The sequence below is a fragment of the Candidatus Phycosocius spiralis genome, from assembly GCF_030158815.1.
GTDB classification, from domain to species: domain Bacteria; phylum Pseudomonadota; class Alphaproteobacteria; order Caulobacterales; family Aquidulcibacteraceae; genus Aquidulcibacter; species Aquidulcibacter spiralis.
The window spans coordinates 87177-111491 of sequence record NZ_BPFZ01000005.1; the positions used below are offsets into that span (position 1 = coordinate 87177).

Sequence of the window (24315 nt, forward strand, 5' to 3'; positions counted from 1 at the left end):
TTGTCAGTTGGCTCACAATGCGCCAAAGGGGGTAAATCGTTAAGTCCGTTTCATTTATAAGTGGACTTTGATTGGAAAGTTAACGAAGCGTGCACCATCAGATGGTCAGTACCCTGCAACATAGCATTGCAAAATCAACCTCATGCGTTGGGCTTGGCTTGCATAAAGGTAAGCCTGTGCGCTTGACGCTCAAGCCTGCTGGCGTTGACCATGGCATTGTGTTTGTGCGCGTGGATGCGCCAGAGTTTGCACGCAGAGTGCCCGCCCTCGTCGAAAAAGTAACCACCACGCAATTGGGGACAACCTTGGCTAATTCGGCGGGTGTGTCGGTTGCAACGGTTGAACATTTATTGGCCGCCTTGTTTGGGATGGGCATCGATAATGTGGTGGTTGAGCTTGATGGCCCTGAAGTTCCAATCCTAGATGGATCGTCAGCGCCTTTCATTGAGATGATTGAAATGGCCGGAATGCGGGCTTTGGGTGCACCTCGGCGCATGCTGGAAGTGTTAGAGCCTGTTGAAGTGCGCCTGGGCGATAAGGTTGCGCGCTTAGAGCCGTTTGACGGGTTTGAGCTTGATGTGGCGGTTGAGTTCACCTCCCGCGCCATTGGCCGCCAACGGGTTGTGTTTGATTGCACGCCTGAGAGCTTTGCAAAGGATTTGGGCGCAGCGCGCACCTTTGGATTTTTGCATCAAGTCGAAGCCATGCAGGCCCAAGGCCTGGCATTAGGCGGGTCTTTGGAAAACGCCGTAGTTATTGATGGCGATGCCGTCGTTAATCAAGAAGGCCTGCGCTTCGCCGATGAGTTTGTGCGCCATAAAGCGCTCGATGCCGTGGGTGATTTGGCCTTGGCGGGTGCACCGATTCAAGGGCGTTATGTGGCTGAAAGAGCTGGTCATGAGATGAACGTCGCTTTGGTGCGCGCTTTATTGGCCAATTCAAATGCCTGGCGGTGGAGTTTTGCAACTTTGCCAGTTGAGCTATTGCCTGCAGCTGGGGCATAAGCTCCGGACAGTCAGGCTGCTATCGCGCCAACTTATTTAAGGAATGATCTGATGAGCCGTCGCTATTTTGGGACCGATGGTATTCGTGGCGAAACCAATAAATGGCCAATGACCGCGGAAGTGGCCATGACCTTGGGCATGGCGGCAGGTAGCGTGTTTAAACGCGGTGAGCATCGCCATAATGTCATCATCGGCAAGGATACAAGGCGTTCAGGCTATCTGGTCGAGTTTGCCTTGGTCGCAGGCTTTGCCGCAGTGGGCATGGATGTCAAAATCCTAGGCCCCATTCCAACCCCAGCGATTGGATTATTGACCCGCTCCTTACGCGCCGATTTAGGCGTTATGATCTCTGCCTCGCACAATGGCTTTGCCGATAATGGGATAAAGCTCTTTGGTGCAGATGGGTTTAAGCTCAGCGAAGCCCAGGAAAGAGAGATTGAGCGCCTGCTCGATGATCCAGATAAGATCACGCGCGCTTCCCCCCATGAAATTGGCTTGGTCAAAAGTTTTGAGGATAGCCGGGGACGCTATGTTGAGTTTGCCAAAGGCGCTTTTCCGCGTGGCATGAGCCTTGAAGGGCTTCGTGTGGTTGTCGATTGCGCCAATGGGGCCGCCTATAAAACGGCACCTTGGGCCTTATATGAATTGGGCGCAGAAGTGGTTGAAATTGGCGTCAATCCTAATGGTAGCAATATCAATGCAGGCTGTGGCTCAACCGATACGCGCTTACTCAAACAAACCGTGCTGGAGCGCCGCGCCGATATTGGGATTGCACTCGATGGCGATGCCGATCGGCTGATCATTATCGATGAAAAGGGCCGTGAAATTGATGGCGACCAGATTATTGGGGCCATCGCGCGCGATATGATCACCGATCAGACTTTACGGGGATCGGGTGTTGTCACCACCGTAATGAGCAATCTTGGTTTAGAGCGTTATGTGTCGGACCTTGGCTCAAAGCTGATCCGCACAGGCGTGGGGGATCGCCATGTCGTTGCCCGCATGCGTGAAGATGATTGCAATTTGGGGGGGGAGCAATCAGGCCATATCGTGCTTTTAGACTATGCAACCACTGGCGACGGACTTGTCTCAGCCTTGCGGGTGTTGTCATCCATGGTCATGCGCGGTCGTACAGCGAGTGAAACCCTCTCGGTATTCACGCCCTCGCCACAGGTTTTAAAAAACATACGATATAGCGGCTCTTCGCCCTTGGCCGACCCTGACATGCAAGCCCAAGTCAAAAAGGCAGAAGATGCGTTGTCGGCCACAGGTGGGCGCTTGGTTGTGCGTACATCGGGGACAGAGCCCTTGGTGCGTTTGATGGCCGAAGGCGATGACCTTAAAAAGATCACCCAATTGGTCGATGAATTGGCCGCTACCTTGCAAAGTCGCAGATTGGCTAGTTAAGCCACTCTAAACGTCCAGCCGCACCATAATGTGCCGCTTTTTGCCAAGCGATAACTTGACTTCTTGACCCATGTGCAAAGCCTCCGGGATGGCGATGGCTACATTGTCAACTACGCGATCATTGACCCGCAAACCGCCACCCTTGGCTTGGCGCTTGGCCTCGCCATTGGACTCAACCAAGCCCGTCGCGACGAATAATGCTGCAAGTGAGCTTGGGGCTTCGTTTAGGCTCACGGTCGGCAGACCAGCTTCTGCGCCACCGCCACCAAATTGCGCCGCCGCGGTGGCTTGTGCGGCCTCTGCGGCTTCACGGCCATGCAAGAGCGCGGTGGTTTCAGTTGCCAGAATGATCTTGGCTTGGTTGATCTCCGCCCCACCCAAAGCCGCCAAACGGGCGATTTCGTCCAAGGGCAAATCCGTCATACGCTTTAAAAGTGGTGCGACATCAGCGTCGTCCACATTGCGCCAAAACTGCCAATAATCGAAGGGTGAGAGCATGTCGGCATTGAGCCAAACAGCGCCATTTGCCGTCTTGCCCATTTTCTCGCCCGAAGTATTCATCAGTAGGGGCTGGGTGACGCCTAGAACTTGGCGCTCATCCACACGGCGCACCAGCTCAACCCCTTGAACAATATTGCCCCATTGGTCCGAGCCGCCCATTTGTAAATTACAGCCATAGCGGCGCGAAAGCTCTAAAAAGTCATAGGCTTGCAGCAGCATATAGTTGAACTCAAGAAAGGTGATAGGCACTTCTTGGTCGAGTCGCCGCTTGACGATATCCAACGCAATCATCTTGTTGATGGTGAAGTGCTTGCCAATCTCGCGCAGCATATCAAGCCATTTGACTTCATCGAGCCATTGCGCGTTATCTACCATGATCGCATCGCGCGGACCGTCGCCAAAGGTTAGAAACTTAGCAAAAACCGTTTGGATGGAGGCTTTATTGGCGTCAATGACCGTTTGGGTCAGAACGGGGCGCGCTTCATTCTTATCGGATGGATCACCCACTTTGGTGGTACCCCCGCCCATCAAAGTGATAGGTTTGCCGCCACATTGCTGCAGGCGGCGCATCAACATAATCTGGGTCAGGCTGCCAACATGCAGGCTTGGGGCCGTGCAATCATAGCCGATATAGCCAGTTAGCGGTGTGCCGCCACACTCACTCTCAAAGGCTGCCGCATCTAAAGCGGCTAAATCTGTGGCTTGATAGAAATGGCCGCGCTCGATAAGCGTTTGAACGAACGCTGATTTATGCGTCATGGCCCTAGTCCTCTGATTTGGTGGTTGCATCGGGTGGGAGGGTGCGTTTAGCACGTAGTGCCCCAAAAGTTCAAAGGCTGGAGCCTGCAAAGATGCATAAGTGCGAAGACGCCCTTTTAAGCGAACCCGTCTGGGCCATTGGCCTGATGACCGGGACCGCGCTTGATGGCTTTGTCGATACTGCGCTGATCCGCACCGATGGCGTCAGCGTGGCAGAGTTTGGCCCGTTTGAGCTTTTTGCTTATTCAGATACTGACCGCGCTTTGTTGGCAGAGGCGATCACCCAAGCCCGTGCTTGGGCCTTTGAGGGCCCTGAGCCCGAGATTTTTGCGGAGGCAGAGGCGCTGATCACCCGCATCTACGCCGATGCCGTTCTAAAGCTGCTGGATAAAACCAAGATGCGCCGCGAAGACATCGCTTATACTGGCGGGCATGGGCTGACGGTTCTGCATCGCCCACAAATCGGCAGTGGTGGCCGCACGCGACAATTGTTGGACGGTGCAAAGCTTGCTGCACAGACGGGCATTGATAGTGTTTGGGACTTTCGTTCCAATGATGTGGCGATGGGCGGGCAGGGGGCACCTTTGGCACCGATTTATCATACTGCTTTACTGCGCCATGCCAAATTGGACGGGCAAACCGCGATTTTAAACTTGGGTGGCGTCGCCAATATCACCTGGTGGGATGGGCAAGACGCTTTGGCGGCTTTTGACACCGGCCCGGCCAATGGCCCGATCAATGAATGGATTGAAGCGCACGGAAAAGGCACGTTTGACCCTGATGGAATGTATGCAGCACGGGGGCGGGTGCATGAAGGCCGATTGCTGGAGATTTTGGACAATCCGTGGTTCGACGCGCCATTTCCCAAGTCGCTTGACCGGTATGACTTTGATGCGGGCTTGGTACGCGGCCTATCGCTGGAAGATGGGGCAGCAACCTTGACGGCCTTGGTTGCGGCCAGCTTGGACCTCGCGTTAAGGCTGTTGCCACAACGGCCAAAGCAATTAGTCGTCGCTGGGGGTGGACGGAAGAACCCGGTTTTGATGGACCAGATCGCCCAAAGGTGTGCGGTAAGCCTTCTAGACGCAGACGCCATCGGACTGCGCGGTGACGCCATTGAGGCGGAATGCTTTGCCCTTTTAGCTGTGCGCAGCGCGCGCGGCCTGCCCTTAAGCTTTCCCTGTACCACGGGGGTTAAGGAGCCAACGACGGGTGGGGTGGTTACACGGCTAGGTTAGCGCTTTGAGCCTAGGCGCGCCGCACAGAAGGCTCTCGAAACCTGTTTACAAAAATATCAAAATTTTATATTTTGAGCTTGGTACTGGAGTGCTACATGTCATTTAGCTATTCCCTTGGCCTCCACTTTAGCAATTTTTCCAAGAGCAATTAGCCAGTGATCGTTATGCCAGTGCCAGCGAGGTGGTGCGTGCAGGCCTTCGCTTGTTGGAAGAATATGAAGAAAGTCGGCAGGTGCAAGCTTTGATGCGTGCTGAAAAACTTGAATGGCTAAAAGCTGTAATTCAAAAAGGGGTTGATAGTCCCAAAGTGGATGGCGCTGAAGCCATGAAGGGCCTCAAAGGTCGCATCGCGAAACGCAATGCCGATCTGGCCGCGCATGAAACGGCTTAACTTTCAGCTTTTCGAAGTGGCGATTGAAGAATTGATCGCCATTCAAGATCAACTTTGGAGCATTCGGCCGGGACGATACGTCCTATTCACCCAACAACTAGAAAGTGTTATTGAACGGTTTCGTGTTTTTCCTGAAAGTGGGGAGGCAAGGTCAGAGTTAAGGGCCGGCATTCGCGCTGTCCCCCTTTGGCGATATATCGTTTTTACCGACTGGCTGAGGTCGTCTTGATTAATGAACATGTTATCCACGGAGCGCGTGATATCGAGGCGCTGATTTAAAGGGGCACTTGAGGCGCTTTACGACCGCTCTTTCCCCTATCCACACGCACTCAGATGGGCTACACGCGCCGCCATATCTGCTGTTTTAAATCGTGAAGAGAGCCCTCCATGAGCGTTGTCAGCCCGCTTCTGACCGTGATGATTGCCGCCGCCCGCAAGGCCGGTAAAGCCATTAGCCGTGATTTCGGCGAAGTCGAAAACCTACAACTCGCCAAGAAGGGCCCTTCCGATTTTGTAACCGCTGCAGACCTTAAAACCGAAAAAATCCTCTTTGAAGAATTACTTAAAACGCGCCCGGGATATGGCTTTTTGGGTGAAGAGCGCGGCATGGTTGAGGGCACCGACAAGACCAATCGCTGGATCGTTGACCCGATTGATGGTACCACAAATTTCGTCCATGCGATCCCGCATTTGGCGATCTCGATCGCTCTCGAACGCGAAGGCCGCTTGGTCGCGGGCGTGGTCTATAACCCGATCACGGACGATCTATATTGGGCAGAAACCGGACGTGGGGCCTTTCATAATGACAAGCGGCTACGTGTGGCGGCGCGCAAGACTTTAAGCGATTGCGTATTGGCTACAGGCATTCCATTTCAAGGCAAACCCGGCCATGCTCGAATGTTTAAAGAACTACATCAATTCACTCAGCGTGTTGCTGGTATCCGCCGGTTGGGCTGCGCGTCCTTGGATCTTGCTTGGGTAGCTGCTGGCCGCTTTGATGGCTTTTGGGAGCATGATTTGAAATTGTGGGATATTGCGGCGGGTGTCGTTTTGGTGCGTGAAGCAGGTGGTGTTTGTGCTGAGATTTATGGCGGCGATTTTATGGAAACAGGCTCCATCGTCGCGGCAAACGAAAAAATCCTTGCCTTGATGAATGAGCGTCTGTTGGCAGCCAACACTTCGTCCTGATCGGGATAGGAGTGCGCAGCATCTGCTGCACAGTATCCACATATACCCGAGCGCATCCCTTGCAAGTTAGAGGTAACAGGCATACCTAGATTATGGTGGTTCTGTGGTTCGCGTGGGGAGACTACGTCCCGCCGACCTAACTCACTCGTCGGGGGCTGGCGCTGGTTGGAGCCGTGGTTCCTGTCATCTGGCACCCACCTGGTTATCCAGGTCGCACGGGGACGAGTTACCTTCTCACGGTCCTTGCGGATCCACCAGCTTTTCGGCAGCGCGATTGGCGCAAGGTTAGACATTAAAGGTAGGTTGGCGAAGGCATGGTTGGGCGTTGATGAAAGCGGATCTACGCACATCCATGCTGATCAAGCGTAAGTATGCGTCGGAACAATACACGGATGCAGGCGCACGGCTTTGCACCCATGTTCCAAGTGATCTTATTCTCAAGCCAAATCCAATCCTCGCAGGCTATTTCCCTTGCAAGTCCGAGATCGATCCGCGCCCTTTGATGCGACTTCTCAAAGCCAAGGGTGCAAACCTGTGCCTACCGCGCACTCCGTCCAAGGGTCACGTTGATCAAGCCCTGACCTTCCATCTGTGCGACCCAGATAACAAAGGCCAGCTCGAAAAAAGCGCGTGGGGTGTGATGGAGCCTTTGGCTACGCGCCCGCAAGTGCGGCCCGATTTTGTGCTGGTGCCTCTTGTGGCCTTTGACCGTGACGGCAATCGATTGGGGCAGGGCAAGGGCCATTATGACCGCACTTTGGCTGCCTTGCGTGCGAGCGGCCCGGTCATCGCAATTGGGATCGCCTTTAGCGTTCAAGAAGTGGAACGCATTCCTACTGAACCCCATGATCAGCGGTTGGATTGGATTATCACCGAGATTGAGGCATACCGCGTTCCATCATGCGAATAGCTTTTTTTGGAGATGTCGTTGGTCGTGCAGGCCGGATTGCTTTATGTGAGCGGCTGCCCGAACTTAAGCGTCAGTTGCGGCTCGATTTTGTGGGCGTCAATGGGGAGAATGCGGCAGGCGGCTTTGGCCTAACCGAAGTGATTGCGAACGAGCTTTTTGAGGCAGGCGCCGATTGTCTTACCCTTGGTAATCACGCTTGGGATCAGCGCGAAACCATTGCCTATATTGACCGCGAGCCGCGTTTGCTGCGCGTCGCCAATTATCCACCCTTAACCCAAGCCCCCGGCAGGGGTGCCAATCTGTTTCAGCTGGGCGATCGAGCTGTGCTTGTGGTCTCTGTCATGGGACGGGTTTATATGGATGCACTCGATTGCCCGTTTAGCGCGGTAGAGCGTGAAATCAGCGCGAGCCCGCTTGGGCAAGTCGCAGACGCCATCATCGTTGAAGTCCATGGCGAGGCTACCAGCGAAAAGCAGGGTATGGGTCACTTTCTTGATGGTCGGGCCAGCCTTGTGTTTGGCACACATACCCATGTCCCCAGTGCTGATACACGGATTTTAACCGGGGGCACCGCCTTTCAAACCGAGCTTGGCATGTGTGGCGATTATGACAGTGTGATCGGCATGAATAAGCACATTGCTGTGCGCAAGCTCTCTTCGCGCATGCCTTATCAGCGTCATGAGCCTGCGGAAGGCCCGGGACTTGCTTCGGGTATCTTTGTGCAAACCGATGAGAAGACCGGCCTTGCCATCCGAGCCGAACCGATACGCATTGGCTTTGGTTTAAAACAAGCAATGCCGCTGATTGAGCCTTGATCAAGCGCAGCGCCTAGCAGTGGTACTTTTGAGCTCAGCCTGTTAAATCTGATGTCTTGCTTCTTTTTTGACTTCCAAGAGAACCAGACGACCATGGCCGGCCATTCAAAGTTTAAAAACACCATGCACCGCAAGGGACGCCAAGATGCTGTGCGTGCTAAGGCGTTCACCAAGATCGCGCGTGAAATCACCACAGCCGCAAAAATGGGTGTACCCGATCCTGCCATGAACCCACGCCTGCGATTGGCCGTCACCAATGCGCGCGCCGTTTCCATGCCCAAAGACCGCATTGAGCGCGCGATCAGTCAAGCTTCCGCTGTGGGCGGCGAAGATTATAAAATGGTGCGGTATGAGGGCTATGCCCCTGGCGGCATCGGCCTGATCATCGAAACCTTGACCGACAATCTTAATCGCACGGGCGGCAATATTCGCAGCTTCTTGAGTAAAGCGGGCGGCAACCTAGGCACCACCAATTCGGTCATTTCAGGCTTTGATCGGGTGGGCGAGATTTTGTACCCCGCTTCGGCCGCCAACGAGGATGCGATGATGGAAGCAGCCTTAGAAGCGGGTGCGGACGATGTGGAAACCAGTGATGACGGCTATGTCATCACCTGCACGTTTGAGACCTTAAGTGACGTGTCTTCGGCTCTGGCCGAGCGCTTTGGCGATGCCGAAGCCGCTAATGTCATTTGGCGCCCCCATGCGCGGATCGAAGTAACGGGCGATGCCGCCTTGAGCCTGCGCAAGCTCATCGACATCTTGGAAGATGATGATGATGTACAAAACGTCTTTGGCAATTACGAGATGACAGAAGTAGATGATTAAGGCTGACCTGCCTTTTCACCCCTTGTAGGGGTGGGTTGAATGCGTCACTTTGAAGCGATGACAGACCTTCTCTCAATTGCCAGAGCGCTCGCTCCCTCCATCGCCGCCCACGCGGATGAGATTGATGCAGCCCGGCGCTTGCCCGCAGATTTGGCTTACACATTGGCGCAAGCAGGCTTTTTTCGCATGTCACTGCCCAGCGAGTATGGCGGCTTAGAGCTGCCACCGGCGCAGACCATGGCGGTGATTGAGGAATTAGCGCAGGCCCAGGCTTCCGTTGGTTGGTGTGTGATGATTGGGGCGACCACGGCTGTGAACGCCGCCTATCTGCCCGATGTCTATGCCCGCCAAATCTGGGCCGATCCCAGCGTTATCACTGGTGGCGTGTTTGCACCCAAGGGGAAAGCGACCCTAGAGGGTGATCACTATAAGGTGTCAGGCATTTGGAATTGGGGCTCTGGCAGTGCCAATTGCGCTTGGCTGGTTGGTGGCGCGGTCATCATGGGGGAAGGCGGCCCGCAAGTGCGCATGCTGTGGTTTGAGCGCGAGCAAGTTCAATTGCTTGACACTTGGCACGCTGTGGGCATGAAGGGCACGGGCAGCGGCGACTTTGAAGTGGTGGACGCTTTGGTTCCAATAGACCGCTGTGTGGCTTTGATCGGCACCAAGCCACGTATCGCCCGCCCGCTTTACGCCTTTCCCGTCTTCGGCCTGCTTGCTTTATGTGTAGCGGCAGTGGCGCTTGGCAATGCGCGTGGCGCGATTGCGGATTTACTGGCGTTAGCCGACCACAAAATTCCAACGGGCTCACGGCGGCTCTTAGCAGAGCGGGCAAGCACGCAAATGGAACTGGCCAAAGCCGAAGGGCAGCTGCGTGCCGCGCGCGCCTATCTCTATGAAGCCACGCAAATGGCATTTGAGGTTGCTACACAAACAGGCAGCCTTAGCCTAGAAGACCGCGCCAACCTGCGCATCGCGGCAACCCATGCAACGCGCACCAGCGCGGACGTTGTGCGCACCCTCTATGATCTAGGTGGCGGCACCTCCGTTTACGAGACCTGCCCCCTACAGCGCCGTTTCCGCGACGCCCATGTGGCAACCCAGCACCTGATGGTTGCCCCCGGAACCTATGAACTGGCCGGCCGCGCGCTTTTGGGGGTGGAGGCAGATTTTTCCCAAATGTAGGTGCGTGCTTGGGGGACGGGACTGATCGCCTCAATTCCTGATCGCGCTTGCCCAAAAGGCGCAATGTTGCTACATATGTGGTAACAAAACGGGCAGTGAGAAACACCACATGGTAGAGCTCAAAGTAAGAAAAATCGGCAATTCGTTGGGTGTGGTACTGCCCAAAGAGGTTTTGGCGCGCTTAAACAAAGCCGATGGTGCCGCGCTTTATCTAACCGAAGCACCCAATGGCGGCTATCATTTGGTGCCCCACGATCCCTTGTTCAAAGCCAAGCTTGATGCCGCCGAGGATGTGATGCAGCGCTATCACAACACGCTGCATGTTTTAGCTAAATAGGGATGCCCATTTGGCTTGAAGAGGCTGAAGTCTGCATCATCCATGACCGCTTGCTATCGTTGCACGGCGGTGCGCCCGGGGTTCGTGATCTTGGTTTATTGCAATCGGCATTGGCCCGTCCCAAACAGCATGCGCACTATAATCAAAGCATCGATATTATTGAGTTAGCAGCCCTTTATACGCACGCCATTGTCCGCAATCACCCCTTTATGGATGGCAATAAGCGCACAGGCTTTGTGCTGGGCATCATCATTTTAGAACTCAACGGCTTTTGCTTTTCCGCCACGCAAGAAGCAGCTGCCCAAGCCGTTTTAGCTCTCGCAGCAAGCGAGTTGGATGAAATCGGCTATGCGCAATTCCTAAAGGCGGCCTCGCTCATCAAGTAGGGCGCGATTGGACACTTCAAACACAGACAAGTGCACCCCTTGGTTGACCATGCCGCCCGCTTGCCCCACAAGCCGTGACGGAACGCGGTCGTGGCGGAACTGGCAGACGCACTGGATTTAGGTTCCAGCGCCGCAAGGCGTGGGGGTTCGACTCCCCCCGACCGCACCATTCCTTGCGCAAAGCGCCCCTATGTACATGCCATTCATTGAATGCAACGAGGTCACGTAAACCATGGGAACTAAGCGTGGTGCCAAGCCAATTGGTTCTTAGGGTAATGGAGTAACTGGCGGCGGCTGACAAACTCCTGGACCTATGGCCAGCGAATAAGGTTTGTCGAAACAATTTCGAAGTCCCATTAATGCACGCGCATTAATTAGATTCCTTTGACCGGCCTTCCTGCGTAGGGTCTTAATCGAATGATCAAGCAGTAGTGGTTCTTTATTTAGGAATGCCCAAGAACCTAGAGCATAGGTATTCCAGTCGAAATTGTCCGGTTCTGAAGTTGCTTCTGATGGCCTTAGTGTGGCCAGGAATAGCGCAGACGCAACCTCATAGCGTCCGAGGTGCGACTTATGTTGGCCTAAATGCCAAATCAAGACATCCACTTCACGTCTGGAAAGACCAGAATGTTCAACAATATAACGTTCTGTGACATGGGCTGCTTCGGCATGGCAGCCTTTCATGGCAAGGTCCCTTGCTGAAGCAGGGTGGCCTCCTGTTTGGTCAAATGCACGAAAGTCTAATAAAAGTGCTTCTGCTTGTTGGATTTGTGAGGTGTAACAAGCATCGACTTTGCCCGCGGGAGCATTCTGAATAGGTCGCGCTAAATTAGTATATTGGCACGAAGACAACAGGACAATGGATGATAAAAAAAGGACCGAGGTCAGCAATGGTCCGCCAAAAAACTTCATTGTTCCCTTCGCCCCTTTTTTATAACCATGCTACTTAAAGCCATAAAATCACTCGACACATGTTTTGCACCTAAAAATGGCCGCGCTTGCCTAAACAATGTCTGGAAGCCTTTTGTTCAAATTGACTAACTTAGCATTTTGCTCTGGCTATTCTTTCTGAAACTCTGTTCGCCTTTGCTTTGGAACTGGCCAATTAGCTTAGGTTTAATAGCTAAACTGATCTCATCGTAACCAAGCCTAAGTCAGCCCATTGATGCGCGGCTGCCCCCGGTCTGATTAGTCTTGGCGGGCTAAATTTATCGCAGCAAGTTGCCGCTCATGATGCCTCGGCTTCAAGCGTTGTATCCAGTCCAGTTGGAAGTATGGAGAGCCGACCCCAGAATTGGCGGGATTTTCCATAAATGGGGATGAGACTTTCATATCAGAGCGGATCAACAATTAATCCGCAAGTCGCAACAACTTGGCCTTAATTGTCTGTTTTCAACTTAGCATACACGGACCAAAACCAAAATTGCTTCGTGTTTAGGGAAAAAATCAGCAAAGTCTTTGATAAAATGGTGGGCGCGACAGGGATTGAACCTGTGACCCCTACGATGTCAACGTAGTGCTCTCCCGCTGAGCTACGCGCCCGCTAATGCAGCGTCCGAGCCAAGTGGCCCGTCAACAAGGCGGGTCATAGCGGAGGGGTGGCGAAGTCGCAAGGGGGCAGCCACAGACCACTTACAGGGGACAAGCTTGTTGTGCACATGGTTTCAAGGTCATAGTGAATGGGTCTATTCTAATCTTAAGGATGTGGGATGATTTCTGTTTTGGACATTTTTCGCATCGGTATTGGACCATCGAGTTCGCATACGGTTGGCCCGATGCGGATCGCCGCGCGCTTTTTGCGCTATTTGGGCCATGCTGGGCACTTGGAAGCAACAGCTCAAATAATGGGTTTTATGCAGGGCTCATTGGCTTATACTGGGCCTGGTCACCGCACGGCGGAGGCGATCTGTTTGGGGCTATTGGGCTTTAATCCAGAGACCACAGACCCAGAGTTAGCGCAGGCCGCCTTGGATGAGCTTGAAAAAACCCAAGCGTTAAAGCTGCCCAATGGTCGGATAATTGCTTTTGATCCGCGCAAGCATTTGGTACTGGATTTTGACACTATTCCAGTTTTGCATCCAAATGGATTGCGACTGGTGGCAATGGACGCAACTGGGCACAGCCTTACCGATAAGACCTATTATTCAACTGGTGGTGGCTTTATCGCCAGCCAAAAGCAGCTCGAAACCCCACCCAACGACGATTTGGTTGGAAGCATGAAAGAAGGCCCGATGGCATTTATAACTGCTGCCCAACTCTTAGAGCGCTGCCACGCCATCGAGGGTGATATTGCAACCGTGATGCTGGCCAATGAGGATCATAGACGCACCCGTGACGCCACATTGAATGCTTTGGACGCAATTTGTGATGCCATGGCTGCATGCATTGAACGTGGGCTGCGCCAAACTGGTATTTTGCCAGGCGGCCTCAATGTCCGCCGCCGCGCGCCAGAGCTCTACACAAAGTTGACCCACGCCCCAAGCTCAAATGAGCGGGAGGCCTTGTTTGACTGGCTCAATGTCTATGCCATGGCTGTGAATGAGGAAAATGCGGCGGGAGGCAAGGTGGTGACCGCACCAACTAATGGTGCGGCCGGCATTATTCCAGCTATTTTGCGCTTTTATCTATTAGATGCCCAAGCACCTCGAGAAACCTTGCATACCTATCTCTTGACCGCTGCGGCCATCGGTATTTTGTATAAGCAGCGGGCCTCGATCTCAGGGGCGGAGATGGGCTGCCAAGGCGAGGTTGGTGTTGCTTGTTCCATGGCAGCAGGCGGGCTGGCGGCGGTCTGGGGTGGCACACCGGTGCAGGTCACCAATGCGGCTGAAATTGGGATGGAGCATAATTTAGGCCTAACGTGTGATCCCGTAGGTGGCTTGGTGCAAATCCCCTGTATCGAGCGCAATGCCCTTGCTGCCGTCAAAGCGGCCAATGCCGCAAGACTTGCGTTACAAACCCATGAGCCCGCGCGCGTAACACTCGATCAAGTGATTGAAACCATGCGGCAAACGGGCTTGGATATGTCGTCCAAATATAAGGAAACAAGCCTTGGTGGCTTGGCCGTCAATGTGGTGGAATGCTGAAGGGGAGGGCGCGGTCATGAAAATTCAACCTCGTACGATGGTGATTATGGCAGCTTTGGTGGTGCTCCTTGGCCTCGCCATGGCGATTGGCTGGTCCGATTGGCAGGGCAGTCAACGGGCGGGCTGGAAAGATGGGGATTGGACCTCGGTAGGGTCAAGCGAGGCGATCCAGAAAGTCCTCGATCAAGAAACCCGCGCCAATACCAATATCCCGGGGCAAATACTTTATGTGCGCGCACCCAGTCTTAAGCTAGATCAGGCCTGGGTGGCGGGGCCTGATTTGCGCACGGATGATGATGTGCGGGTGGCGTCGAACACCAAAACCTTCGTCGCCGCCATGGCACTGATGCTGGTGGAAGAAGGCACCCTAAAGCTTGATGCGCCCATCGGCCCCTATGTGTCACCCAAGGTTCGCGACATGCTACGTGCCAATGATTATGGGCTGGAGACCATAACGTTACGCCAATTATTGAACCACACATCGGGGATCCCGGATTATTTCGGCGTTGGGTTGTTTGCGTTTCTAGCACTTGTTCCTAACGCTTATGGCCTATCGGCCCATTGGACACCGGAAACCGAGATTTGGTTTGCTGTTACCTTTGGCCAAAAGGTGGAGCCGGGTAAAACCTTTGCATATTCAGACACCAATTATCTGATCGCAGCCGATATGATCAAAGTTGCCACCAAGGCCCCCAACATTGGTGTGGCAGCGCGCGGTCTATTGCAATGGCCAAAACTAGGCGCAGATGAGACCTATTGGGAGGCGCTGGAGCCCGAACCTAAAGGCACCCGCCGTACCGAGCAGTTTCGTGGCGGCATTCGCGATTCTGCGGTCGATGTATCCTATGATCAATATGGCGGTGGCGGCCTTGTGATGAGCATGGATGATCTGGGGCTTGCCACGCGCGCGGTGGTGTTGGGGCAAGTCTTTAAGGACCCCGCGCGCACCATCAAATTGATGCAGACAGCGGGGCCAGACCCCATCGCCGGAGGCTATGCCTTGGGGATAGAGCCCATCACACTTGCGGGCGAGACATGTTGGGGCCACGGCGGCTTTTGGGGTACAGCCGCTTTTCATTGCCCGCGTCTGGATATCACCGTCGCGCGATCAGTGGGCCAAGCCAATGCAAGGTTTGATATGAGTAAAGACTCCAGCCCATTGGCCCACCTCATCGCGCGTGCGCAAGCGGTGGAGCGGGCAGGGCGATAACAGTCAAGAATAAGCGCCGCCCAGATGAGCGGCCCTTGTTATCAAGCTTTGAAGCGGGTTTAGGCCGCCTTTTTAGCCGCTTCGCCACCAAAGCGGCCATAGAAAGTATCACCCTTTTTCGCCATGTCTTTCAATAGCTTATTAGGCTTAAAGCGAGGGCCGTATTTTTTGGCTAAGCGCTCTGCCTCGGCGACGAAATTGGCGATGCCAATCCCATCCATAAAGCTGACCGTACCGCCTGTATAAGGCGCAAAGCCCCAGCCGAGGATCGAGCCGATGTCCGCGTCACGTGGGTCGGTGATCACGCCCTCTTCAAAGCAGCGGGCGGTCTCAAGGGCTTGACGATACAAGAGACGGTTCTTGTAATCCTTGACCATTTCTGGATCGGCTTCGTAGATTTTTGTGGCGACAATGCCCGTTAAGCCCGGCCAAATCGCTTTGGTGCCGTCATCCTTATAATCGTAAAAGCCCTTTTTGTTTTTACGACCAAAGCGGCCAAGATCTTCTACCAATTTTGCAATAATGAGTTGGCCAGAGGTTGCTACCCATTTGTTACCAATGTCTTTTTTGGTTTGCTGTGTGACTTTATTCGCCAAATCAAGGCCGACTTCATCGGCCATGGCTAAAGGTGGCACGGGCATGCCGGTCATGCGGCCGACGTTTTCGATGATGGCGGGCTTAATGCCTTCGGCCAGCATTTCTTGGCCTTCGTCCACATAAGTGCCAAAGCAGCGGCTGGTGTAGAAGCTACGACTGTCGTTCACGATTATCGGTGTTTTTTTGATTTTTAGAACGTAATCAATTGCCTTGGCCAAGGTTTCCTTTGATGTCTTTTTACCCATGATGATTTCAACCAAGCCCATTTTATCGACCGGACTGAAGAAATGCACCCCGATGAAATTCTTGGGCCGCTTGGAAGCCTCTGCCAAGCCAGTGATCGGCAAGGTAGAGGTGTTCGAACCAAATATAGCATTCGTACCCAGCATGGCTTCAGCCTTTTGGGTCACATCGGCCTTGATTTCGCGGTTTTCAAATACAGCCTCGATAACAAGGTCCGAACCTTTGACATGGGCATAATCGGTGGTTGGGGTAATCAAAGCGAAAACGCCATCGGCTTTTTCTTGGGTCATTTTGCCGCGAGACACGGCCTTATCCAGAAGCTTTTTGGAATAATCCTTGCCCTTGTCGGCTGCTTCTTGGGATTGGTCGATCAGCACGGTTTCAATCCCTGCCATCGCCTGAACATAAGCAATTCCAGCGCCCATCATGCCCGCACCCAAAACCGCTACTTTCTTGATCGAAGTGGTTTCAAAGCCTTTTGGACGGTTGGCACCCTTGGCCAAGGCTTGTGTGGATATGAATAAAGTGCGTACCATGGCTTTTGCCGAAGGGCTTGCCATATTTTTTAAGAAATAGCGGGTCTCAATGCGCAAAGCCGCATCCATCGGTACTTGAATGCCTTCAAACACCGCACTCATAATGGCCAATTGGGCAGGGTAATTGGCATAAGTGGTTTTAGACAACATGGCATTACCGCCAACAAAGGTCATGCCGCCACCTGGCGTATAAGGGCCGTCTTTAACGCGGTATCCTTTCACATCCCAAGGGGCCACGGCTTTCGGGTTAGCTAAGACCCAAGCTTTGGCGGCGACCACAGTCTCACCGGCGGGCACGAGTGCGCCGACCAAGCCCAGTTGTAGTGCTTCTTGAGGGTTCATGCTGGTACCTTGGAGAAGGTGGGGCAATGCATTCATCACGCCGATCAGGCGCGGCAGCCGTTGGGTACCGCCAGCGCCGGGTATTAAGCCTACTTTAGCTTCTGGCAAACCAAATTGGATTTTTGGAACATCGGCTGCGACGCGGTAATGGCAAGCCAAAGCAATCTCTAAACCGCCACCCAAAGCCAAGCCTTCAAGCGAACACGCTACGGGTTTGCCGCAGGTTTCAAGCGCGCGTAACGAGCGATTGAGGTTAAAGCCTTGCTCAAAGTCTTTCTTAAGTTTCTCATCTGCAGATAGCTTCTTATGGCCATCCATGCTGCCGCCGCCAATCTCACCCAGATCAGCACCAGCGCAAAAGCCATTATCCTTGCCGGAGAATAAAACGACGCCTTTGATCGCGTCATTGGCTTTGATTTCTTCAACAAGCTTACCCAATTCCTTCATGACGCCACCGGTGATGGTGTTCATGGTCTTGCCTTGTACGTCAAAACGGACATGCCAGACGCCATCAGCGTCGAGTGTGGTGGTAAAGTTTTCCATTGCATTCATCCCTGAATTATAAGTGTGTTCCCTTAAGGCGTGCACCGAGCCAAGCGCGCCGTTAAATCCGTTGAATGATGGTGGCGGTCCCCATACCTGCACCCACGCATAGGGTGATGAGGGCGGTTTCTTTGCCGGTACGCTCGAGCTCATCAAGAACAGTGCCCAGGATCATGGCGCCAGTTGCACCCAACGGGTGACCCATGGCGATCGCACCACCGCACACATTGATCTTGTCGTGTGGGATCTCCAAAGCCTGCATGAAGCGCAAGACCACCGAAGCAAAGGCTTCGTTCAATTCAAAAAGGTCAATATCCTTTACCTTCATGCCTGCTTTTTTTAGGACTTTACGGGCCACAAACTCAGGGCCTGTCAACATGATGGAAGGCTCAGACCCGATGGAGGCCATGGAAATGATTTTTGCACGGGGCTTTAAGCCCGTGGCTTTGCCCATGCGCTTATTGCCGATCAATACGCCAGCCGCACCATCCACAATGCCCGACGAATTGCCACCATGATGAACGTGATTGATGCTTTCTAATTCGGGGTAACGCTGTTGGATCACGCCATCAAAGCCCGGCATCATCGTGCCTTGGCCCAAGAACGAGGGCTCAAGGGACGCAAGGCCCTGCATCGTGGTATCAGGTCGCATATGCTCATCATGGTCCAGGATAATGCCGCCCATTTGGTCCTTGACTGGGACGATAGAGTTTTTGAAGCGCCCTTCTCTCCAAGCCGTTGCAGCGCGCTTTTGGCTTTCAACCGCATAGGCATCAACATCATCGCGGCTAAAGCCGTATTTGGTAGCGATGGTATCGGCCCCAATGCCTTGGGGGGTGAAATAGGTTTTGATCGCAATGCTGGGGTCAGAAGCCCAAGCCCCACCGTCTGAGCCCATCGCCACGCGGCTCATGCTTTCAACGCCGCCACCAATGGCAAGTTCGGCTTCACCGGATATGACTTTTGCGGCGGCCATATTGCAGGCCTCAAGCCCGGAGGCGCAAAATCGGTTGATTTGCACGCCAGCAGTGGTTTGGGCGAAATCGGCAGTCAAAACGGCTAGCCGCGCGATATCGCTGCCTTGCTCACCAACCGGGGCCACACAGCCCAGCACCACGTCATCGACCAAGGACGTCTCAAGATTGTTGCGATCGCGCAGCGCCTGCAGCGTTTGGGTCGCAAGGCTAAGGGCGGTGATTTCATGGAGGGCACCAGTGTTGCGGCCTTTGCCACGGGGGGTGCGAACTGCGTCATAGATAAATGCTTCGGCCATATTGGCGCTCCCTGACTAGTTGTTTTTTGTGAGTTGCAGTGGCGTTATCGCCAAGGCAGAGGTGGCTTTGGCGGAGATTTTTCCCCGACAATCATAGAGGTCGGCCTGCGCAAACAAAACGCTTGGGCCTTTATTGGTGATATGGGCTTGCACTTCGATATTCCCTACCCGAACCGGGCGCAGATAATGGATGTGCAAATCTATGGTGCTGGCGACATTCTTGGGCGCGACTTTCAACATCGCCATCATACCCATCACGTCATCGAGCATGGCGGACAAAAACCCGCCTTGAATAAAGCCGGTGGGATTGGAAAATTCGGGCTTGCCCTCAAACGATACCCGCGCGGTTCCAGCCTTCACGTCCATCTCAATCAGCTTAAAACCAAGGGTCTGTGAGCAACGCGAGGGTTCGGTCATGCCGATATCCAAAAAGGCTTGGGCGTGATTGGTCACGGCTCGATCCTGACTGGGCATCTGAGTGAATTGCCGATGTAGCAGGCCTTGTGGGCCTTATGGTGCAGCAGATCGACATCGGCGGCACCTGGAATATCATCGCCACCCCAGGAGATTTTCGGGCTAAGCGCGATATCGATCAAGCGCTCCACACCCTTATCATCCTTGCCCAAAGTGCCAACGGGCGTATCTTCATAGCGATCGACGATAAAGCCGGCTTGCTTGGCGAACGCCAAAAAGAACATCATGTGGCAACTGGCGGTTGCGGTCACCACCATTTCTTCGGGATCAGCAGCGGGGATGGTATTGGATGGCAAAGGCAGTGCGGTCGTAACAGCAAGGCTGACGCCGCCGTCAAAACGCGCCTCATGGGTGCGGGCATAGTGGCCGTCAGAAAAGGTGGCTTCACCGCGTGTCCAAAGGATGGTGGCGCTATGGGTACTCACTGGTGCTGGCCCTCTTTAAGCAATTGGACTTCATAGGCCAAAATGCTGGTTTTCAACAGTTCAAGAACACTAGCCCGATTGGCAGGTTCCGCTTCTGCCATCATATCATCGAAGGTTTCTTGCAAACCCTCTACCGCCAGTTGCTCAATCTCATTCGTACTTGCCAATTGGGCTTCACCCAAATGTGCCTTGAGAAACTCAAGCTGCAAGGCATCAGGATCCGGGGATTTTTCCAACAGCAATGCGCACGCTGAGATGGAAGTATAATGGGGAGTCATTGATGCATGGTTTCCATATTGGTTTGGAACGCGGTTAAGTCTTGCATTTTTTCCTCCCCCGTTCCACAGGGGAGGCAGCCTGAAAGGCCGGAGGGGGTGTTTGGCTTGGGGGCCATGGTAGCAGCCAAAGCGGGGTCAATATCCATGTTCACAAAGTCCGCGCAATCAGAACCTTCATAACCTCATTCGCCCCGCCATAAATACGCTGCACCCGGCTGTCACGCCACATGCGGGCGATGGGCATTTCGTTCATATAGCCCCAGCCGCCGTGCAATTGCAGGCATTCGTCCATCACTTCGTTTTCGACGTCGGTTACCCAATATTTCGCCATTGAGGCGGTGGCGGGGTCGAGTTTGCCCTCAAGCAACAGCTCAGTACAGCGGTCACAAAAAGCGCGCGCGACTGTGGCTTTGGTCTTACACTCCGCCAATTTGAATTGGGTATTTTGAAAGTCTATAATCGATTTACCAAAAGCTTTACGTTGTTTCACATAAGCGATGGTTTCAGTAAGCGCGCGCTCCATCGCCGCGACGCCTTGAATGCCGATTTGCAGGCGCTCGCTGGCCAATTGCTCCATCAATTGAATAAAGCCCATTCCCTCAATTGGTCCCAAAAGATTGGAGGTTGGCACCCGCACTTCATCGAAGTAGAGTTCAGAAGTGTCTTGGGCATCATGGCCAATCTTGTCTAAGTTGCGACCACGGCGAAACCCTTCAACCTCTTTGGTTTCAACGACGATTAAGCTTGTGCCCTTCGCACCTTGGGTCGGGTCGGTTTTGGCGACCACCAAGATGATATCAGCCGTCGCGCCATTGGTGATGAAGGTCTTGGAGCCATTGATCACATAATGATTGCCGCTTTTGATTGCAGTGGTTTTGATGCCTTGCAAGTCAGAGCCTGCACCAGGCTCCGTCATCGCAATCGCGCCAACCAGTTCGCCAGAAGCCATGGCCGGCAGCCATTTTTGTTTTTGCTCTTCGCTACCGTAATGCTTGATATAAGGTGCTACGATGGCATTATGTAAGGATATCCCAAAGCCATCTATCCCCAAGGTGCCCATGACATCCATCAACACCGCTTCATGGCGAAAATCACCGCCGCCGCCACCAAATTCTTCGGGCATGGACACACATAATAAGCCAGCTTGACCAGCCTTGCTCCACATCGCCCGGTCCACAATGCCTTGTTCACGCCATTTGGCCACCACTTCGGGCGGGGCTTCCTTGGTAAAGAATCCACGCACAGAATCTTCAAACATGTTGAGTTCTTCAGTATCGCGCCAAGCGGCTTTGGGCAGGTTGATGGCTGTCATGGTGTTTCCTTATTGATTGAACTTGGGTCGGCAGCATGCCCACCTGCACCGGGCTGACCTTGTCCTCCCCTGCGAAGCGGGGGAGGGGGACCATACGAAGCATGGTGGAGGGGGCGCTTGAGTGCGCGCGCCGTCACCACTTCATCGATTGCACGCGATATCCTGGCTCGGTATTCATAGACTTGGTTATTCCAGACACGCATGATCTGCCAGCCCTCGGCCTCCAACAATCCCCTTCGTTTGGCATCGTAGGTTTGGTCTTGCGTTGACATATGTGTGCTTCCATCCACCTCTAGTACAAGCTTGGCTGCAACGCAGGCAAAGTCTGCGATGTAAGGACCGATTGGGTGCTGGCGACGAAAATGATGGCCATTAAGCTGCTTTCCTTTGAGGTGGCTCCACGGAGAAGTCTCCGCTTTTGTTAAAGTGCGACGCATCGTTTTAGCGAAAGTGCGGCTTTGGGTTTCTCATTCGCGCATGTTCCCCTTCCACCCCGCTTCGCGCGGTCCCCCTCCCCCGTGAATGGGGGAGGACAAGGCATTAAAACTCCTCCATGCCCAATGCCATCACAGGGGCAGCACCTGTTTTCACTTTGGTCAGATGGCTGGTGATTTCGGGCAAAATCCGGTCGATGAAGTAGCGGCCGGTTTTGATTTTGGTATCATAGAAAGGCTCGGTCCCCGCTTTAGCAAACGCGGCTTTGGCCATCAGTGCCCACATATAGGTCAGCCCAGTTAGGCCGAAAATATGGAGATAATCGTGGCTGGAGGCACCTGCATTGTCAAAATTGCTCATGCCATTGGCCATCAGCCACATGGTGGCGTCTTGGAGTTGCGCGCGCGCAAATGAGAGGCCGTTGATAAAGGGGGCTAAGTCCGCATTACCCTCATGCTCGGCCACAAAGGCGTCGATTTCAGCAAAGAAGGTTTGGATCGCGCGCCCGCCATTGGCGGCAAGTTTACGGCCCACCAAATCAAGCGCCTGCACCCCATTGGTGCCTTCATAAATCATGGCGATCTTGCTGTCGCGCAGGAATTGGCTAGCTTGATAATGTTCAGTGAAGCCAGAGCCACCATGGATTTGCAAGGCGTCAGATGCATTCTTATGGCCCTTATCGGTGAGATAGGCTTTGAGGACCGGGGTCAATAAGCTCATATAATCGCCAGCCTTTTGGCGGACGGATTCATCTGGGCTCTTGTGCAAGAGGTCGCCATAAAGGGCGGTCCAATACAAAAACGCGCGTCCGCCTTCGGTATGGGCTTTGATGTCCATCAACATGCGGCGCACATCGGGATGCACCAATATCGTATCAGCTGGCTGGTCAGGTTCTTTTGGCCCGGTCAGGCTGCGTCCTTGGCGTCGATCCTTTGCGAAAGCCAAAGCGGCTTGATAGGCAGACTCGCCAATCGCCATTCCCTGTAAGCCAACGCCGAGGCGCGCTTCATTCATCATCACAAACATGATGGAGAGGCCCTTATTGGACTCACCAATCAAATAGCCCGTCGCTTGTTCATATTGCATGACGCAGGTCGCATTGCCGTGAATGCCCATTTTCTCTTCAAGGCCAACGCAGGTGGCGGTGTTGCGCGCACCTAAGCTACCATCGGGATGAACGATGAATTTCGGTACAATGAACAAGGAAATTCCCTTCACCCCAGCTGGTGCACCCTCTATCCTAGCCAGCACCAAATGGATGTGGTTGGACGTCATGGAGTGCTCGCCACCCGAAATCCAAATCTTTTGTCCGGTAATTTTATAGGTGCCATCGGCTTGGGGTACCGCTTTGGTGCGCAAAAGGCCAAGGTCAGTGCCGCAGTGGGGCTCGGTTAAATTCATCGTACCCGCCCACTCACCACTGGCAAGCTTGGGCAGATATAGGTCTTTTTGCTGTTCAGTCCCACCTTCGTGAATTGCGGAGTAGCAGCCATGGGTGAGGCCCGGATACATGCCAAACGCCATATTTGCAGAAGTAGTCATCTCACTATAGGCCATGTTCACCACATGGGGCAGGCCTTGGCCACCATAGGCTGGGTCCGCACTCAAAAGTGGCCAACCAGCTTCCACCAAGGCATGATAGGCTTCTGTAAAGCCTTCAGGTACAGTAACACTGTGGTCCGGGTTAAGCTTACAGCCTTGCTTGTCGCCAACGGCATTAAGCGGCGCTAATACAGTCTCACAAAACTTGGCCCCTTCCTCAAGGATTTGGTCGCGTACGTCTTTTGGTGCATCGGCGAAGCCTTCTAGGTTGGAGAAACGGTCAATCTCCAGCACATCATCGAATAAGAATTTCATGTCGCGAATAGGTGCTTGATAACCCATGGGTGTTTCCTCTTGGTCAATTGGCCTTGGTTGGTTCGGACGTGGGCAGGATTGAACAATCAATCTGTTAGGATTTAAGTCAGTCTAGTGGGGCTTTGGTCGGCGAAACTTATGTTTTGTTAAGGCATGGGTGGATGAACCCGTGGCCACACCATCTAGACATGCCCGCGCTAACGCATCATAGGCGGAAGCCCCAGTAACAGCGACATCAGCGGGGTTTTTTGACAATTGCTCGGCCAGCCAGGCAATGCCTGTTTCTAATGTTTGGATGGATTCGATAATGTCTTCGCGTTGGCGCTTCAACAGGGCGATTTGCTTGATATATTTATCATGAGTTCGCTGCATTTGCGTGCGCTGATCGTCACCTAAATCATATAAATCTAGCATTTCGCGAATTTCAGCTAAGGTGAAACCAACGCGCTTGCCCCGAAGGATCAAGGTTAGGCGCGCGCGGTCACGCACCGAATAAAGGCGGGTCTGTCCCTCCCGCGCGGGACTTAACAGGCCCTTATCTTCATAAAAACGCAAAGCACGCGCCGAAGCCCCTGACTCACGCGATAATTGTCCAATTGTCCAAACTGTTTTCTTAATAGTCTGATCAGACATGTTAGTCTCCGGTGTCTTTATGGCTATTCATACTGTCTTACCTTTACGTTCACGTCAACAATAAAGGGTTGGCAGGTCAATTCCTGTAGGTTGATTTCCGCCTTGGTTAGAGCTGACCAGGCTGA

General features: G+C 53.6%; 24 protein-coding genes, 2 tRNA genes, 1 other RNA gene and 1 pseudogene. 16 read left to right on the top strand and 12 right to left on the bottom strand.

Annotated elements, in window-relative coordinates; genetic code table 11:
* Positions 1-101 precede the first annotated feature (101 nt).
* Positions 102-1004 carry a UDP-3-O-acyl-N-acetylglucosamine deacetylase gene (gene lpxC / locus PsB1_RS05360; RefSeq protein ID WP_284359581.1) on the top strand — a complete coding sequence of 301 codons (903 nt, stop codon included), beginning with the start codon at positions 102-104 and terminating at the stop codon, positions 1002-1004.
* A 48-nt stretch (positions 1005-1052) separates the two neighbouring features.
* Positions 1053-2411 carry a phosphoglucosamine mutase gene (gene glmM / locus PsB1_RS05365; RefSeq protein WP_284359698.1) on the top strand — a complete coding sequence of 453 codons (1359 nt, stop codon included), beginning with the start codon at positions 1053-1055 and terminating at the stop codon, positions 2409-2411.
* A gap of 6 nt (positions 2412-2417) precedes the next feature.
* Here glmM and tyrS read toward each other — a convergent pair whose 3' ends face one another.
* A complete protein-coding gene (gene tyrS / locus PsB1_RS05370) occupies positions 2418-3671 on the bottom strand; it encodes a tyrosine--tRNA ligase (protein ID WP_284359582.1) in 1254 nt (417 codons plus the stop codon).
* A gap of 92 nt (positions 3672-3763) precedes the next feature.
* Between tyrS and PsB1_RS05375 the strand changes: the two genes are divergently transcribed.
* The 12 genes from PsB1_RS05375 to PsB1_RS05425 all read left to right on the top strand — a co-directional run bounded on the left by PsB1_RS05375 (position 3764) and on the right by PsB1_RS05425 (position 11115).
* On the top strand, positions 3764-4909 hold the full coding sequence (locus PsB1_RS05375; RefSeq protein WP_284359583.1) for an anhydro-N-acetylmuramic acid kinase: 1146 nt from the start codon (positions 3764-3766) through the stop codon (positions 4907-4909).
* A gap of 184 nt (positions 4910-5093) precedes the next feature.
* On the top strand, positions 5094-5300 hold the full coding sequence (locus PsB1_RS05380) for a hypothetical protein (RefSeq protein WP_284359584.1): 207 nt from the start codon (positions 5094-5096) through the stop codon (positions 5298-5300).
* A complete protein-coding gene (locus PsB1_RS05385; protein ID WP_284359585.1) occupies positions 5287-5529 on the top strand; it encodes a hypothetical protein in 243 nt (80 codons plus the stop codon). Before PsB1_RS05380 ends, PsB1_RS05385 begins: the two co-directional genes overlap by 14 nt.
* Before the next feature lie 158 nt (positions 5530-5687).
* Positions 5688-6488 carry an inositol monophosphatase family protein gene (locus PsB1_RS05390; protein WP_284359587.1) on the top strand — a complete coding sequence of 267 codons (801 nt, stop codon included), beginning with the start codon at positions 5688-5690 and terminating at the stop codon, positions 6486-6488.
* A gap of 95 nt (positions 6489-6583) precedes the next feature.
* Positions 6584-6744, top strand: a non-coding RNA gene (ssrS, locus tag PsB1_RS11995) — 6S RNA.
* Between the two features lie 72 nt (positions 6745-6816).
* Positions 6817-7398, top strand: coding sequence for a 5-formyltetrahydrofolate cyclo-ligase (locus tag PsB1_RS05395; RefSeq protein ID WP_284359588.1), 582 nt, complete (start codon positions 6817-6819; stop codon positions 7396-7398).
* The gene (locus PsB1_RS05400; RefSeq protein ID WP_284359590.1) at positions 7389-8213 is read left to right on the top strand and encodes a TIGR00282 family metallophosphoesterase; all 825 of its coding nucleotides are present in this window, start codon (positions 7389-7391) and stop codon (positions 8211-8213) included. The genes PsB1_RS05395 and PsB1_RS05400 overlap by 10 nt, the downstream gene beginning before the upstream one ends.
* A 93-nt stretch (positions 8214-8306) precedes the next feature.
* On the top strand, positions 8307-9038 hold the full coding sequence (locus PsB1_RS05405) for a YebC/PmpR family DNA-binding transcriptional regulator (RefSeq protein ID WP_284359591.1): 732 nt from the start codon (positions 8307-8309) through the stop codon (positions 9036-9038).
* Positions 9039-9077: 39 nt separating this feature from the next.
* Positions 9078-10223, top strand: a complete 1146-nt coding sequence (locus tag PsB1_RS05410) for an acyl-CoA dehydrogenase family protein (RefSeq protein ID WP_284359592.1) — start codon at positions 9078-9080, stop codon at positions 10221-10223.
* Between the two features lie 109 nt (positions 10224-10332).
* Entirely contained in the window at positions 10333-10560 is a 228-nt protein-coding gene (locus PsB1_RS05415) for an AbrB/MazE/SpoVT family DNA-binding domain-containing protein (protein WP_284359593.1), read from the top strand.
* A gap of 2 nt (positions 10561-10562) precedes the next feature.
* Positions 10563-10946, top strand: coding sequence for a type II toxin-antitoxin system death-on-curing family toxin (locus PsB1_RS05420; protein WP_284359594.1), 384 nt, complete (start codon positions 10563-10565; stop codon positions 10944-10946).
* An 84-nt stretch (positions 10947-11030) separates the two neighbouring features.
* A tRNA-Leu gene (locus tag PsB1_RS05425) sits at positions 11031-11115 on the top strand.
* Positions 11116-11213: 98 nt separating this feature from the next.
* On the opposite strand, the gene PsB1_RS05430 is transcribed toward PsB1_RS05425, so the two are convergent.
* Both PsB1_RS05430 and PsB1_RS05435 read right to left on the bottom strand, forming a co-directional pair.
* Complete coding sequence (locus PsB1_RS05430) at positions 11214-11858, bottom strand: hypothetical protein (protein WP_284359595.1); 645 nt, start codon at positions 11856-11858, stop codon at positions 11214-11216.
* A 555-nt stretch (positions 11859-12413) separates the two neighbouring features.
* A tRNA-Val gene (locus tag PsB1_RS05435) sits at positions 12414-12488 on the bottom strand.
* A gap of 167 nt (positions 12489-12655) precedes the next feature.
* Between PsB1_RS05435 and PsB1_RS05440 the strand changes: the two genes are divergently transcribed.
* Together PsB1_RS05440 and PsB1_RS05445 are read left to right on the top strand one after the other, a co-directional pair.
* The gene (locus tag PsB1_RS05440; RefSeq protein ID WP_284359596.1) at positions 12656-14032 is read left to right on the top strand and encodes an L-serine ammonia-lyase; all 1377 of its coding nucleotides are present in this window, start codon (positions 12656-12658) and stop codon (positions 14030-14032) included.
* Between the two features lie 16 nt (positions 14033-14048).
* Positions 14049-15242 carry a serine hydrolase domain-containing protein gene (locus tag PsB1_RS05445; protein WP_284359598.1) on the top strand — a complete coding sequence of 398 codons (1194 nt, stop codon included), beginning with the start codon at positions 14049-14051 and terminating at the stop codon, positions 15240-15242.
* A gap of 59 nt (positions 15243-15301) precedes the next feature.
* Here the strand turns inward: PsB1_RS05445 and PsB1_RS05450 are convergent, their stop codons facing one another.
* From PsB1_RS05450 to PsB1_RS05490, 9 genes and pseudogenes are all read right to left on the bottom strand, one after another.
* Positions 15302-17503, bottom strand: a complete 2202-nt coding sequence (locus tag PsB1_RS05450; RefSeq protein ID WP_284359599.1) for a 3-hydroxyacyl-CoA dehydrogenase NAD-binding domain-containing protein — start codon at positions 17501-17503, stop codon at positions 15302-15304.
* Between the two features lie 61 nt (positions 17504-17564).
* Positions 17565-18776: an acetyl-CoA C-acetyltransferase gene (locus PsB1_RS05455; RefSeq protein WP_284359600.1), complete on the bottom strand. Its 1212-nt coding sequence runs from the start codon at positions 18774-18776 to the stop codon at positions 17565-17567.
* A 15-nt stretch (positions 18777-18791) separates the two neighbouring features.
* Positions 18792-19229 (bottom strand): PaaI family thioesterase, encoded by a 438-nt coding sequence (locus tag PsB1_RS05460; protein WP_284359601.1) that lies wholly within the window; start codon positions 19227-19229, stop codon positions 18792-18794.
* Positions 19226-19675 carry an OsmC family protein gene (locus PsB1_RS05465; protein ID WP_284359602.1) on the bottom strand — a complete coding sequence of 150 codons (450 nt, stop codon included), beginning with the start codon at positions 19673-19675 and terminating at the stop codon, positions 19226-19228. Before PsB1_RS05465 ends, PsB1_RS05460 begins: the two co-directional genes overlap by 4 nt.
* Positions 19672-19953 (bottom strand): hypothetical protein, encoded by a 282-nt coding sequence (locus PsB1_RS05470; RefSeq protein WP_284359604.1) that lies wholly within the window; start codon positions 19951-19953, stop codon positions 19672-19674. The genes PsB1_RS05465 and PsB1_RS05470 overlap by 4 nt, the downstream gene beginning before the upstream one ends.
* Before the next feature lie 148 nt (positions 19954-20101).
* On the bottom strand, positions 20102-21265 hold the full coding sequence (locus tag PsB1_RS05475; protein ID WP_284359606.1) for an acyl-CoA dehydrogenase family protein: 1164 nt from the start codon (positions 21263-21265) through the stop codon (positions 20102-20104).
* Positions 21262-21711 (bottom strand): annotated as a pseudogene (locus tag PsB1_RS05480) (endonuclease domain-containing protein); the annotation flags it as partial. The pseudogene PsB1_RS05480 and the gene PsB1_RS05475, both read right to left, overlap by 4 nt.
* Positions 21712-21805: 94 nt before the next feature.
* Positions 21806-23584: an acyl-CoA dehydrogenase C-terminal domain-containing protein gene (locus tag PsB1_RS05485; RefSeq protein WP_284359608.1), complete on the bottom strand. Its 1779-nt coding sequence runs from the start codon at positions 23582-23584 to the stop codon at positions 21806-21808.
* An 84-nt stretch (positions 23585-23668) separates the two neighbouring features.
* On the bottom strand, positions 23669-24190 hold the full coding sequence (locus tag PsB1_RS05490) for a MerR family transcriptional regulator (RefSeq protein WP_284359609.1): 522 nt from the start codon (positions 24188-24190) through the stop codon (positions 23669-23671).
* Between the last annotated feature and the right edge of the window lie 125 nt (positions 24191-24315).

Coding starts and splice junctions, on each gene's coding strand:
- lpxC (WP_284359581.1), top strand. CDS start 102: ATGGTCAGTACCCTGCAACATAGCATTGCAAAATCAACCTCATGCGTT.
- tyrS (WP_284359582.1), bottom strand. CDS start 3,671: ATGACGCATAAATCAGCGTTCGTTCAAACGCTTATCGAGCGCGGCCAT.
- PsB1_RS05375 (WP_284359583.1), top strand. CDS start 3,764: ATGCATAAGTGCGAAGACGCCCTTTTAAGCGAACCCGTCTGGGCCATT.
- PsB1_RS05385 (WP_284359585.1), top strand. CDS start 5,287: ATGAAACGGCTTAACTTTCAGCTTTTCGAAGTGGCGATTGAAGAATTG.
- PsB1_RS05390 (WP_284359587.1), top strand. CDS start 5,688: ATGAGCGTTGTCAGCCCGCTTCTGACCGTGATGATTGCCGCCGCCCGC.
- PsB1_RS05395 (WP_284359588.1), top strand. CDS start 6,817: ATGAAAGCGGATCTACGCACATCCATGCTGATCAAGCGTAAGTATGCG.
- PsB1_RS05400 (WP_284359590.1), top strand. CDS start 7,389: ATGCGAATAGCTTTTTTTGGAGATGTCGTTGGTCGTGCAGGCCGGATT.
- PsB1_RS05405 (WP_284359591.1), top strand. CDS start 8,307: ATGGCCGGCCATTCAAAGTTTAAAAACACCATGCACCGCAAGGGACGC.
- PsB1_RS05410 (WP_284359592.1), top strand. CDS start 9,078: ATGCGTCACTTTGAAGCGATGACAGACCTTCTCTCAATTGCCAGAGCG.
- PsB1_RS05415 (WP_284359593.1), top strand. CDS start 10,333: ATGGTAGAGCTCAAAGTAAGAAAAATCGGCAATTCGTTGGGTGTGGTA.
- PsB1_RS05420 (WP_284359594.1), top strand. CDS start 10,563: ATGCCCATTTGGCTTGAAGAGGCTGAAGTCTGCATCATCCATGACCGC.
- PsB1_RS05430 (WP_284359595.1), bottom strand. CDS start 11,858: ATGAAGTTTTTTGGCGGACCATTGCTGACCTCGGTCCTTTTTTTATCA.
- PsB1_RS05440 (WP_284359596.1), top strand. CDS start 12,656: ATGATTTCTGTTTTGGACATTTTTCGCATCGGTATTGGACCATCGAGT.
- PsB1_RS05445 (WP_284359598.1), top strand. CDS start 14,049: ATGAAAATTCAACCTCGTACGATGGTGATTATGGCAGCTTTGGTGGTG.
- PsB1_RS05450 (WP_284359599.1), bottom strand. CDS start 17,503: ATGGAAAACTTTACCACCACACTCGACGCTGATGGCGTCTGGCATGTC.
- PsB1_RS05455 (WP_284359600.1), bottom strand. CDS start 18,776: ATGGCCGAAGCATTTATCTATGACGCAGTTCGCACCCCCCGTGGCAAA.
- PsB1_RS05470 (WP_284359604.1), bottom strand. CDS start 19,953: ATGACTCCCCATTATACTTCCATCTCAGCGTGCGCATTGCTGTTGGAA.
- PsB1_RS05475 (WP_284359606.1), bottom strand. CDS start 21,265: ATGACAGCCATCAACCTGCCCAAAGCCGCTTGGCGCGATACTGAAGAA.
- PsB1_RS05485 (WP_284359608.1), bottom strand. CDS start 23,584: ATGGGTTATCAAGCACCTATTCGCGACATGAAATTCTTATTCGATGAT.
- PsB1_RS05490 (WP_284359609.1), bottom strand. CDS start 24,190: ATGTCTGATCAGACTATTAAGAAAACAGTTTGGACAATTGGACAATTA.